The sequence below is a fragment of the 'Nostoc azollae' 0708 genome (assembly GCF_000196515.1).
In the GTDB taxonomy this organism is placed as follows: Bacteria; Cyanobacteriota; Cyanobacteriia; order Cyanobacteriales; family Nostocaceae; genus Trichormus_B; species Trichormus_B azollae.
In genome coordinates, this window is record NC_014248.1 from 3,603,076 (window position 1) to 3,615,491 (window position 12,416).

Annotated in this window: 11 protein-coding genes and 5 pseudogenes; 5 read left to right on the forward strand and 11 right to left on the reverse strand. The window is 37.5% G+C overall.

The annotated features are described in order from the left end of the window. Positions 1-163: 163 nt before the first annotated feature. Both psbA and AAZO_RS16830 read right to left on the reverse strand, forming a co-directional pair. A pseudogene (gene psbA, locus AAZO_RS16825) lies at positions 164-1,248 on the reverse strand (photosystem II q(b) protein). 256 nt (positions 1,249-1,504) lie between these two features. Continuing rightward, positions 1,505-1,855, reverse strand: a complete 351-nt coding sequence (locus tag AAZO_RS16830; RefSeq protein ID WP_013192151.1) for a histidine triad nucleotide-binding protein — start codon at positions 1,853-1,855, stop codon at positions 1,505-1,507. A 147-nt stretch (positions 1,856-2,002) separates the two neighbouring features. Between AAZO_RS16830 and AAZO_RS16835 the strand changes: the two are divergent. Together AAZO_RS16835 and AAZO_RS31005 are read left to right on the forward strand one after the other, a co-directional pair. Further along, positions 2,003-2,843, forward strand: a pseudogene (locus AAZO_RS16835) (RpnC/YadD family protein). Between the two features lie 210 nt (positions 2,844-3,053). Next, a pseudogene (locus AAZO_RS31005) lies at positions 3,054-3,627 on the forward strand (magnesium chelatase subunit ChlI family protein); the annotation flags it as partial. Between the two features lie 96 nt (positions 3,628-3,723). Here AAZO_RS31005 and AAZO_RS16840 read toward each other — a convergent pair. The 7 genes from AAZO_RS16840 to AAZO_RS16870 form a co-directional block, all read right to left on the reverse strand. Further along, complete coding sequence (locus AAZO_RS16840) at positions 3,724-3,951, reverse strand: hypothetical protein (protein WP_144031321.1); 228 nt, start codon at positions 3,949-3,951, stop codon at positions 3,724-3,726. Between the two features lie 283 nt (positions 3,952-4,234). Beyond that, positions 4,235-4,732, reverse strand: coding sequence for a DUF4168 domain-containing protein (locus tag AAZO_RS16845; protein ID WP_013192153.1), 498 nt, complete (start codon positions 4,730-4,732; stop codon positions 4,235-4,237). Between the two features lie 141 nt (positions 4,733-4,873). Continuing rightward, positions 4,874-5,860 (reverse strand): DNA polymerase III subunit delta, encoded by a 987-nt coding sequence (gene holA, locus AAZO_RS16850; RefSeq protein WP_013192154.1) that lies wholly within the window; start codon positions 5,858-5,860, stop codon positions 4,874-4,876. A gap of 43 nt (positions 5,861-5,903) precedes the next feature. Next, complete coding sequence (locus AAZO_RS38950) at positions 5,904-6,128, reverse strand: response regulator (protein WP_266889610.1); 225 nt, start codon at positions 6,126-6,128, stop codon at positions 5,904-5,906. Between the two features lie 15 nt (positions 6,129-6,143). Continuing rightward, entirely contained in the window at positions 6,144-6,323 is a 180-nt protein-coding gene (locus AAZO_RS38955) for a response regulator (RefSeq protein WP_041641204.1), read from the reverse strand. After that, positions 6,317-6,505 (reverse strand): hypothetical protein, encoded by a 189-nt coding sequence (locus AAZO_RS16865; protein ID WP_013192155.1) that lies wholly within the window; start codon positions 6,503-6,505, stop codon positions 6,317-6,319. Before AAZO_RS16865 ends, AAZO_RS38955 begins: the two co-directional genes overlap by 7 nt. 549 nt (positions 6,506-7,054) lie before the next feature. Beyond that, a complete protein-coding gene (locus tag AAZO_RS16870) occupies positions 7,055-7,342 on the reverse strand; it encodes a helix-turn-helix domain-containing protein (protein WP_081462915.1) in 288 nt (95 codons plus the stop codon). A 398-nt stretch (positions 7,343-7,740) separates the two neighbouring features. Between AAZO_RS16870 and AAZO_RS42705 the strand changes: the two genes are divergently transcribed. Together AAZO_RS42705 and AAZO_RS31015 are read left to right on the forward strand one after the other, a co-directional pair. Further along, positions 7,741-8,109: a cytochrome P450 gene (locus AAZO_RS42705; protein WP_187289508.1), complete on the forward strand. Its 369-nt coding sequence runs from the start codon at positions 7,741-7,743 to the stop codon at positions 8,107-8,109. A 378-nt stretch (positions 8,110-8,487) separates the two neighbouring features. Next, positions 8,488-9,067: pseudogene (locus tag AAZO_RS31015) on the forward strand (cytochrome P450); the annotation flags it as partial. 20 nt (positions 9,068-9,087) lie between these two features. Here the strand turns inward: AAZO_RS31015 and ccmS are convergent. Both ccmS and AAZO_RS16890 read right to left on the reverse strand, forming a co-directional pair. Continuing rightward, positions 9,088-9,513: a beta-carboxysome assembly chaperone CcmS gene (gene ccmS, locus AAZO_RS16885; protein WP_013192157.1), complete on the reverse strand. Its 426-nt coding sequence runs from the start codon at positions 9,511-9,513 to the stop codon at positions 9,088-9,090. A 73-nt stretch (positions 9,514-9,586) separates the two neighbouring features. Continuing rightward, positions 9,587-11,400, reverse strand: a pseudogene (locus AAZO_RS16890) (ABC transporter ATP-binding protein). Positions 11,401-11,527: 127 nt separating this feature from the next. Here AAZO_RS16890 and AAZO_RS16895 point away from each other — a divergent pair. Then, positions 11,528-12,352, forward strand: a complete 825-nt coding sequence (locus AAZO_RS16895) for a prohibitin family protein (RefSeq protein ID WP_085940229.1) — start codon at positions 11,528-11,530, stop codon at positions 12,350-12,352. Positions 12,353-12,416: the final 64 nt, after the last annotated feature.

Consider the following 12,416-nt stretch of genomic DNA (forward strand, 5'->3'; position numbering starts at 1 on the left):
GCAGTTAGGCATTAGCTGAATACAAATCTAGAAATAAAAACACAAATCTAAAAATAAAAAGTGATACAGATAGATAAATTAAGTTAGATCAATTAAGTGCAAACAAAACAAAAATACCCCCCATTTCTGGAGGGTATTTTTTAGTTATGTGAGATACTTAAGATTAGCCGTTGATTGGAGGTGCGGTTAGAGCAACAGGAGCAACATCACCAGCAGCTAAGTCTAAGGGGAAGTTGTGAGCGTTACGTTCGTGCATTACTTCCATACCCAGGTTAGCGCGGTTGATTACATCAGCCCATGTACCGATTACACGACCTTGAGAATCAATGATGGATTGGTTGAAGTTGAAACCGTTCAAGTTGAACGCCATTGTGCTGACACCCAATGCTGTGAACCAGATTCCGATTACTGGCCAAGCAGCGAGGAAGAAGTGAAGTGAACGGCTGTTGTTGAAGGAAGCGTATTGGAAAATCAGGCGACCGAAGTAACCGTGTGCGGCAACAATGTTGTAGGTTTCTTCTTCTTGACCAAATTTGTACCCATAGTTTTGAGATTCAGTTTCCGTTGTTTCACGAACCAAGGAAGATGTAACCAAAGAACCGTGCATTGCGGAGAACAAGGAACCACCGAATACACCAGCTACACCCAGCATGTGGAAGGGGTGCATCAAGATGTTGTGTTCAGCTTGGAACACAATCATGAAGTTGAAGGTTCCAGAGATACCCAAAGGCATACCATCAGAGAATGAACCTTGACCGATTGGGTAGATTAAAAATACTGCGGTTGCTGCTGCTACAGGTGCAGAGAAAGCTACGCAAATCCAAGGACGCATTCCTAAGCGGTAAGAAAGTTCCCATTCACGACCGAGGTAGCAAGCTACGCCGATTAAGAAGTGGAAAATTACCAATTGGTAAGGACCGCCCGTTGTATAACCACTCATCTAAGGAAGCTGCTTCCCAGATTGGATAGAAGTGCAAACCGATCGCATTAGAAGAAGGGAACAACTGCACCAGATATGATGTTGTTTCCATAAAGTAAAGAACCTGCAACTGGTTCGCGGATACCGTCGATGTCTACGGGAGGAGCAGCGATAAATGCAATTACGAAGCAAGCGATCGCAGATACAAGGGTAGGAATCATCAATACACCGAACCAGCCGATGTAAATCCGGTTTTCAGTGCTGGTTATCCATTCGCAGAATCGATCCCATATGTTGGCGCCTTGCCGCTGTTGAATGGTTGTTGTCATGTGTTTATAATTGCTTTATTTTGTCTATCGTATGATGTTGATAGGTTTTTTTGCCTACCTGACTACAACATTAGAGGCTAAGTTTAGTTTTGTAAAGCTCATCAATATCACTAAAGCTGATAACAATTATATCTTTTAATAATGTAATCAGATTAACAGGAATTTGTTAACCGGAAATAGAACCTCTTTGGGGCATTCCCAGTCAGAGACTGGGAACGAGGGAGAAAGCTCTATGTAGATTATTTAGAGGTGAAAATCAACCAGGAGGCCAGGATAGATACCGTCCGCCCAAGATGTGTATATGTAGGTGATAAACTGTTTGACCGCCATCAGCACCAGTGTTCATGACTACGCGATAGCCATTTTCTAGTCTTGCTTGTGCTGCGACTTTTTGGACGGTTAACAATAGATGTCCTAATAATGCTTGATCTTCTGGTTCGGCTGTAGCTATGTTAACTATGGGTTTTTTGGGAATGATGAGGATGTGAACTGGTGCTTGGGGGTTAACATCTGTAAATGCTAAAGCCAAGTCATCCTCATAAACTATGTTTGCAGGAATTTCCCGACGAATGATTTTACTGAAAATGGTGTCTGTGGTTTCACTCATGTAGATTTACTTACTCATCTGTTAGAGATTTTAAGCTATGCCTAGCGAGCGCGCGCAACAGGTATGCAATGCAATCATGTGATCGCTTTTTTGGCGATAAACTGTCGGTAAGTTAAGCTGTTGTGTAGTCAGTGCATCTATAGCTTTATGTCGAAACCTGCTGATGTCAGTACCAAACTCTTAATTAGCCTAGCACCCAATAATTGGGTAAAATGGGTAAGGCAAATCCCTGATGTGGTTACTCGAGAAATTCTTAATTCTCAGTTTCAGTGGATTAGTCGAGAAAGTGATGTACGTATCCGTGTAGAAAGTCAAGAGTACAAAAAATTTCTGGTTCTCAATGAATTGCAATTCATCGAGAACCAGAAATGCCACGTTGCATGGGTGCATACTCAGAATTAGCTGAGGAAAAGTATAAGTTACCAACATATCCTGTACTCATTAAAGTTCTAAAAACAGGTGAAGCAGAAATACCAACACGATATGACTCAAATCTTGCTGGTTTAGAAGTTCGTCAAGATTAGCGAGTGATTAACCTTTGGGTATTAGATGTTAAAATTGCCTTAGAACACCTTTACCGGCTTTACTGCCTTTTGTGCCAATTCTCAAAGGTGGTGAAGATGAATCTATGATTCGGGAAGCATTGGATTTATTGTAAGCAGATGAAAAATTAAGCCAATTAGAAACGGTTCTCGCTTTTTTTGCTACCTTTGTATTAGATAGTTCCTTAGTTCAAGAAATTATGAGGTGGGATATGACAGTTTTACGCGAATCACATTGGTATCAGGAAATATTGCAAAAGGGATAGAGAGAAGATAGACTGTCAAGTATTGAGTTATCCTTAGAACTGAAATTTGCTAATAAAGGATTAAATTTAATGCCAAAAATTTTAGAAATATCTGACCTTGAGACATTAAAAACAATTCAACACTCGGTTCTCACAGCTAAAAGTTTAGAGGAATTGAGACTGGTGATGGAAAATTTGTAATTATTAATTACTCAAAGAGTGGATTGAGAATCAAGTGATATATAAAGATAAATACTTATCAGCTATTGCCAGCTTGAAGAATTTGTTGAGCAGTCAAATTTAAATCTGGAAAAGTTTGTGATATTATCTTTTCATCATCTATTCACTACGTTAAATGATACTCACCTTCAATGAATAAGTAAATAGATATAGTAGGCTGTTTAGGACTGTCAACCTTTAGAAGATAGTTATGTCAGTATTTCTCGTACTCGTAAATCTGTTGTTTTGACTGCACAATTTACTTTACTAGCCAGTACAAATCCCTGTCATTATGGTTATTATTGCGATACAACTCAAGGATGTACTTGTTCACCTAGACAAAGAGAATAATACTGGGTAAAATTATCGGGTCGTTTGATGGATAGAATTGATTGACAGGTAGCAGGAAATCGCTTAAAATCAGAAGAAATTCCCCAAGCATCAACGGGAGAGACGTCGAAATCTGTGAGGGAAATAGTGCAAAAAGCGTGGGATAGATATTCCTACAAATCGTTTTCAATCAGCGGTAAATCTGCGTTGTAATGCTCAAATGGAAAGTCGTCAACTTCACAAATGGTGTAAGTTAGATGATACTAGTCGGAATTTATTAGAAGCAGCAATTAGGAAGTTAGGTTGATCTGCAAGAGCGAGCCCTCGCATTTTCAAAGTATCACGCACAATAGCAGATTTAGCAGGCGAGGAAAATCTCAAACCCCAATATGTAGCCGAAGCAATTCAATATCGAACAATTGATAGAATACAATAACTGGTAATTTGTAATAGAGCCTATGGCTTCCGTAAGGGATACGTGCTTGGTGATTTTCCCCTCTACTTTCCAATGCCCAATGCTCAATACCTATTATCAATTAAATGTTATAGATTTCAAAATATGTTCATAAGCTCTGCGGTATACAGCATCATTTTTACTAGAACTAATTTGAGATAATGTGACAACAATAATTTGATAATTATTAGGATTAACTACAGCTATGTGTTTATGTTCATACAACCCACTAGATCCAAACTGGATCGCACTTTTCCCTGGAACTTTGACTGTATTAAATTTTCTAGCTCCTAATACATCCATCACTAGTAATAGGACTTTTCCAAGTAAAAGGAGGTTAATGACAATATATATCTTTTGATAGATATATTAAATATTAAGAATATCCTAGAAGGATTTTACCAGAAATTTTCTCTAATATTATTTGTTGTGAATGGGTGGAAGAAAAGGTAAAAGCAAATTTTACCCTTGACTCTTCACCCAAACAACTTCACTAATTCCAGGTTCTTAAATGAGAACTATTGAGATATTATTTTACCTGTAAACTCCTGAATGAAATTCAGAGACTAATTTACAAAGCTTGTAATAGTTACCGAGCATTAGGATCACCAAATTTAGGTTTAGGTGCATTCTGTATTCTTAATAATGTATTATAAACTTCCTTTTTCAGCGCATTGTTATTTTGGATTTCCAGAGTGATTTGATTGAACCTGTCAATACTCAAACCATGGTCTTCCACTATTTTTTGAGAATGGTTACAATATTCAACTGCTATATCCTTAGCTTTATTTGGTAGTGAACTCATACTTTTGGGGTCATTACAAACAATTTTAGGAATTTCTTTCCCACCAATCAGTTTTTTAATTTCCTCAAAAGCTTGCTGCCGTTTTGGTTCCATTGCTAAGACAGATTGAGCATAGTTAGTAACTTCTGTATTATTAACTGTCAAGGTTTGAGCATCAGCTTTGAAACTCAACGACAAAGTCGTGAAAATTAAACTCGCAGTAGTGAGAGTTGCAAATGCTAAGGACTGAGACAGTATTGGCTCAATTCGGTTTCGGAAAATGACAAAGAAATTTTCCCACATAGGATAGATGACACAGAACAATACGAGAGGTATGATAATAAATTTGAATTATTTTAGGAGTAAGAAGTTCCACTAAAATCGAAATCAACGAAATTTTCATCAAGGGTATTGGCCATTGGGCAAGAACAAAGATTTACGAATCTACCTTCTCTGATATAGTTCACAGAGTTCGATGACCTTTATTTGAAGTATTGATGTTTCTGAGGCTCCTTGTTTAAGGCTAACTTCTAATTCCAGCAATAGAGGTAAAGAAGAAATTAGCTGCTGTACAGAAAGAGATTTGACTTCTTGCTGCAAAAAGTAGATGCGCTTAGGGTTACTGACTTCTGCACCTTGAGTGATAGCTTGGGGATTGCACTCTCCTGCTTCCATCATGATCTTTACCCATAACCAGGTGCGAAACTGACCAATTAAAGTGGCAACAATCCGTAACCCCGGTTCAGCAGCATTAATTAGATTCCTTAAAATACCTAAAGCTTTGGCTGTGTCTCCAGTTCTAATAGCTGCTGCTAATTGTAAAGTATTTTGAGTAGTATTTTTGACTAATTGCGTTACTATTTTTACATCTAAAGGTTCATTACTACCTCGTATGTAAAGCCGTAATTTCTCCATTTCATTGTAGAGAAGCCGTGTATCGTTACCAATAGATTCTGCCAAAAGTTCCGCAGTCGGAGCAGTTAATTTTACACCGACAGTTTGAGCAGCTTGATTTACAGCTTGTACCAATAACTCCGTTTTCCATGGTGGAACAAGTGGAAACTCACGGAACTGGGCAAATTGTTTCAGAAATTTTGTGGCTTTGAGGCGTTCATTCGGTTTATTACGACTAGTAAGCAATAAATACGAGTCTTCAGGAATTACGGGTAGAGTGCGTTGTAGTTCTGATAACACATTTTCTGGACACTGCTGGCACAGGGTAGAATTGACTAACCATGCTAAACGTCCACCAGCACCGAAAGCGGGTGTCATGGCTTGATTTAAAGCCTGAATCACAGCATCAGCTTGATCTGGGGGGAAAGCAGTATAATTAAAACTTGTCCATAGAGGATCGAGAATGCGATCGCGCAAAACTACCACAGCTTTTTCAATAGCAAAATCATCCTCACCCCAATAAACATAGATTGGCATAAAAATTAAAAAGCTGTAACCGAGAACAGGGAATAGGGAATATTTAACTATGGTTTTGCAAATATTCTGAAATAGCGCAGGTAATCTCTGGAAACGTAATTGGTTTTTTAATAAAATCATTCATTACTGCATCAAAGCAAGTTTGACGATCTTCATCCAAAGCATTAGCTGTTAAAGCTATAATCCAAGGCTGAGATTTGTTAGATCGACGAATAATTTTTGTGGCTGTTACACCATCGATTACTGGCATCTGCATATCCATTAAAATTACATCATAATCTTATTATTCTAACATTTCTAATGCTTCCAAGCCCTTATTAGCAATATCGCCAACATAGCAAAGTTTTTTAAGTATCAAAATTACCACTTTTTGATTAATTTTATTATCTTCGGCAAGGAGAATTTTTAACTGAACTGGAGTAGCAAGAGGTTCTTGTTTAGTTTTCAGTAAAGTATTTAACAAAAAGCATCAGCGTTAATACGATTAATTAAAACAGGGGCAGATAAATTGTGATCTAAATACTGAACTACATTATTTGTCGTTTGGATGCGAATTTCTGTACTTAATTTAGTATTCGCTAAACCTAAATCAGTTTTTGCTTGTTCATTTTCATGTAAAACTGCGTTGAAAATTAAAGTTGTCATGCCAATACAGGCAATAAAAGACTGAAATTCTCTATTAGAAATTCTAATAGAGTCCTGAACAAAAAACTATTACCGTCGACTATGCTAATAGATACAAGTTTCGGGGCAAGTAGTGAAACTATGGGAAAGTCAGGCTGTGATATAGTAAGCGAGCGCCACTACAACTTTTTTCCAGCAAGCAACTCGACGAAAGTTAAATAAATCTAGTTGGGGACGGGTATCCACTGACCTGATCTCTGGAATGGATTTTAATAGAGGTTGCAAAAGAGAGGTCCGAAAATGTAGAAAGGAGTATGTGTCTGGCTTTCCATAGTGTTAAGATTAGGAAAGAGCCAAGGAAAGAATCAGGGTTGGGAATAGTTACGGATAGTTCCTATCCATGAAGATGTTGATAACTAATTTATAACTGACCTCATATCCATAACATGTATGAAATGGGCAAAACTCATTAACCAATTCCTAATGTGACTAAACCACAAATAGTAAGAATTACTTGTGAGTAAATTGGGCAATTCAGGGGAAATCTTTGTTGAGGTACCCGAAATATTTTTACAAGTCTAATGACCTGTTAAACAAAAACACCCTTGGTGGAAAACTCTTTGTTCCCTGCCTTTTGTTCTGAGTCGCCATGGCATAATCGCTATCATGTTTTTCTACCTGTTCAAGGAGACGAGGAGGGAAAACATCTCGCAATATCTCTAGCCAGTAATGAAATGTGTCCTTTACTTCCGGGATATACGGAAATTTAAAGCTAGATATACCGAAATGTAAACCTAAAACCTCAAATGTTGGCATTTTCCTCAAATAGAACAAGCATAGACATACCTGTTCTTTTATTTCTAGTTTCCCTTTCCCCCCTCCTCCTTTCTAATTTATACCTATCTTTTTACTTTCTATGTCACCTTGAAGTTTTCTATGCTGCATTTCAGCTTGGGCTAACAAGTCTTGACACTGATGGTTAGTTATTCCCTGTATTTGTTGTGTATGATGTGGATATTCTTGAATATAGTTAACTTAGTGGATTTTTCCTTTTGGTACACCCTCAAAATTCCCTTCTACCATTTTTTTCACACCAAGTTAATTTTCCTGACAGCTCTATTTCAGCCAACCAGAAGCATTAGAGCAGATTTTTACTGCTGATGCTAGTCATTTTGAGGTGGGTAGAGGGGAATAGGAGTTTAAGATTTTTTTTGGGCGATACCTACAGCAAGCGTAGCTAACGCTCTTTAATGTTAATGGATGGAGAACCCCACCAACGTCAAAGGCAATTATTAGCTCCTCCCTTTCATGGTGAGCGAATGCGGGCTTATGGTCAAGATATCCAGGATATTACGGAAGAAGTAAGTAATCAGTGGCAGATGGGTAAGCTCTTCAATATCCGAGAATCAATGCAAGAAATCACCTTGTGGGTAATATTACGGGTAATATTCGGTTTAGATGAAGGAGAGATGTTTGAAGAATTGAGGCGATCACTCACATCTTTGCTAGACTTCTTAACATCACTAATTATGTCCAGCGCCTTCTTCTTTCGGTTCATGCAAAAAGACTTGGAGGATTGGAGTCCTTGGGGCTGGATTTGGCGCCAACAGCAATACATTGACTAACTAATTTATACTTTGATTCAACAAGGACGGGCAGAATCTGACCAAAATGGCCTAGATATCCTCAGTTTAATGAGGGCGGCTCGTGACCAAGAAAATCAAGGAATGTCAGATCAAGAATTACACGATGAGTGAATGACTGTTTTGGTAGGGGGACATGAAACCACCGCTTCTGCGTTAACCTGGTCTTTTTACTCGTTGGATAGATTAGACCTCTTGCAGAATTAATTTTATATTATAAAAATGGGTGTTGTCTTTAGTTCTAGCCAAAAGTTAGAGTTACACGGTTATGTTTGAATTAGGGAGGGCAAAGAACACCAAAAATACATAAAAAAAATCCAAAATTCTCTATCATACCACAGAAACAATTTTGCAATAGGTCTATTACCAGAAGTACGAGAAAATATTGCTAGTACAGGAATTAAACACCTTGGGAGTCAACCCAGAACCGAGTCAAAATGCCAAAGTGCCCTATTTAATAGCAGTTTGTCAGGAAACCCTGAGAATTTACTCAATTGCAATGGCGGGTTTCGTGCGAGTTGTGAAAAATCCCATTGAGATTATGGGTTATAAATTGCCAGAGAAAAAAATCATTATTCCCAGTATTTACCCTGCTTGCACATTATCGAGAGGAAGTTTATCCCGAACCTAAAAAATTTAAACCAGAACGCTTTTTAGAAAGACAATTTTCACCTTATGAATATTTACCATTTGTTGCGGGAAATCGTCGTTGTAGTTGTATTGGTTTAGCATTTGCTCAATATGAATTGTCTTGGCAACAATGCTTGCAAATTTTCAACTTTCTTTATTAAATAAACGTCCTGTTAATCCTGTGCGTCGTGGTTTAACTTTAGCTGTACCTGCGGGAATGAAAATGATTGCAACTAAGCAGACAAAATTAAGACAACAGTCAAACTCTAAACATCTAGGAACCTTGATATATATAAATCTTCTCCAATAAATCCTCAACGTGACTCTGCGTTAAAAAATAATCTGCTCAATTATCCTCTCTTCCAAAGATTCTAACAAACTATCCACATCCTTACCAACTTGCTCAAAACAAACCTGTGGTGATGGTTCAGGTGCAAATTGAATTAACTTAATTTCCCCTTTCCCAATACCAATCATTAAAACTTCCGTTTCTGGTTTATTATTCTCTATAATTCCCAGAAGTTCTTGTAGACGATTTCCAACTCGCTCATTTAGGTTTTTTACTGCTTCTTTGGGACAATAAACAAAATGCGGCTGGGGTTGTAAATCAATGCCAATAGTTCCCTGAGTATCACCATTTTCTAACCATAATCCCCAAAATAAAGCGGCTAATTCTGGTTGATTTGCTTTGACAAACTTATCTAAAAGCCGTCTCCACTGATTATCACCTGTTTCTGGTTGGATACCACTAAACATAATATAAATTCAAATTTCAAAAAGTTGGTTTTGGCTATTTTAGGTCTTTTTCATCGCTATCTAGGCATGAAACTTACTTTAACCCTGATTGGGCACGCCAGAGACTAGCGTAAAGGCTATCTTTCTCCAGGAGTTGTTCATGAGTTCCTGATTCTACTAATTATCCATGTTCCATGACATAAATGCAATCAGCGTTGCGAATTGTAGAAAGACGATGAGCGATCGCAATTGTAGTTCGATTCACTGTAATCCTATCTAGAGAACGCTGAATAGCGGCTTCTGTTTCATTATCCACGGCTTAGGTAGCTTCATCTAAGATCAAAATGGGTGCATATTTCAACACAGCGCGTGCGAGCGCAATTCTTTGTCTTTCTCCACCAGATAACTTTTACCCCCTTTCTCCTACAATTGTTTCATAACCTGGGGCAAGCGCATAATAAAATCATCACCTTCAGCGACTTTTGCACCCATGATTATATCTTCATTTTTGGCATCAAAAGTCCCATAAGCAATATTTAAAAGTCCCATATATAAGCAATATTTTCAGCTACCGTACCATGAAGTAAAAACACATCCTAACTTACCCAACCAATAGAACGACGTAAATCTCGCAAATTTAAACTTTGTAAATTCACCCCATCTACAGTTATTTTTCCATGCTGCGCTTCATATCACCGCAACAAAACTTTCACCAGCGTGCCTTTATCAGAACCGATAGAACCAACAATAGCGATCTTATTTCCTGCGGGTATTTCCATAGATTTTTAATTACTGCTCGTCTATCTTTATACGCAAAAGTCACATTTTGAAATTCCACAGTCCCCCGCACTAAATCCACTGGAAGATTAATACTTGCTGTATGAATATCAATTGGAGTATCTAATAAATCCATCACTCGATTACTAAAAGCAATTGTCCTTTCATATAAATCAAAAGTATCTCCTAATCTAGTTAAAGGCAAAAGTAAAAGTTGAACTGAAAACACCAATGAACTATAAGCACCTACAGGTAATTGCCCCGCAAATCCTTCCATTCCACCCAAAATTAATAATACCATTAAAGCATCTAAAATTAACATCTCGATTAAGGAAATAAGAGCTACAGAAAGAGCAATTACCTTAGTATTATTTCGGTAACTAGCATCACCTTTAGTTCCTGCGTGCGCCGTTCCATAATCCTCAGATATAAAACTTTTAATAGTAGTAATACCGCTCAGATTATTCGATGCTGTACCATTCAGGAAACCTACTTTTGTCGAACATCAGCATAACGGGGTGCAGTTAATTTCTGAAAAGCTATTCAATCTCCTAGAATAAAAGGCATAGGAAACATTGTCATCCATGCCGCACTAGGAGCATCATAAAAAATGAACTGCTAATAATGACAATAGTTTTCACTACTTGAATAATATCTTTGGCACCCACATCTAAAAAACGCTCTAATTGGTTAACCTCATCACTGAGGACTGACATTAAAACACCTTTACTCTGTTCTTCAAAATAAGCTAATTCCAAATTTTGTAGGTGTTTATATGCATCCAGTCGTAAATTATGCTGAACATTCTGTCCAAAATAGTGATACTCAAAAAAATATTCTAATATCCAAGTAATAACTGAGAGAAATGATAAAATTACAAATTGCTAAGTAATATCTTTAACACCTAACTGAGCAATGATAGAATCAATCCTGTTATTTGACAACCACATCCACCGCAATACCGATTAATGCTGGTGGTACTAGATCAAAAACTTTACTGAGGATAGAAGCACCAGTTGGAAGCCAAATTTGCTGATTATACTGATATCCATAGTCAAATAGGTGCTCCAGGGGATGTGTAGAATGTCTACGCCTTCTTAATAACCGATAAGATTTTAATTCTGTAGTCACAACGGTATACAGTGACTGTAAAATAATATTGTCACATAATTTAGGTTATTAATGATCATTCTTTATTGTATGTTATGTGTTATTTGATTCAAGAATTACCAATAGTAATTTACTAGGACATCGAAAGTTGAATACTAAACACATAGGGCATTTCTCAACTACTATTTTCGGGATTTTATTAGCATTGGTAGTATTATTCGGGATAAATTCTTTTGTAATTATCAACCCTGGACAAGCTGGGGTAATCAGTATTTTAGGTAAAGCTAAAGATGCAGCATTGCTGGAAGGTATTCACTTAAAACCACCATTTATCACCGTAACGGATGTGTATGATTTGACAGTACAAAAGTTTGAAATTCCCGCAGAAAGTTCCACAAAAGATTTGCAAAATTTAACTGCGAGATTTACAATCAACTTTCGGATAGATCCGATGAAAGTAGTTGAAATCAGAAGAAAAAAAGGTAGTTTAGCAAATATTGTATCAAAAATCATCGGGACCCAGACCCAGGAAGCATTTAAAATAGCAGCAGCAAGAAGGACAGTAGAAGAAGTAATTACCAAACGAAGTGAATTAAAAGAAGACTTTGATACAGCATTAGGTGATCGCTTAGATAAATATGGGATAATCGTATTAGATACGAGCGTAGTTGACCTCACCTTCTCACCAGAATTTGCGCGAGCAGTTGAAGAAAAACAAATTGCGGAACAGCGAGCGCAAAGAGCCGTCTATATAGCAAGAGAAGCCGAACAAGAAGCCCAAGCAGAAATTAATCGTGCTAAAGGTAAAGCCGAAGCTGAAAGACTCTTAGCAGAAACCCTCAAAGCTCAAGGAGGACAATTGGTTCTACAGGAAGAAGCAATTGAAGCTTGGAAAACAGGCGGCGCAAAAATGCCAAATGTACTAGTTATGGGTGAAAATTCCCAAGGTAGCATACCCTTCATTTTCAACTGAGGGAAGATGGAAAACCAGTCTTGATTTTAGTTAAAAATACTAGTAAGGTGAGTCCAGTCTCATC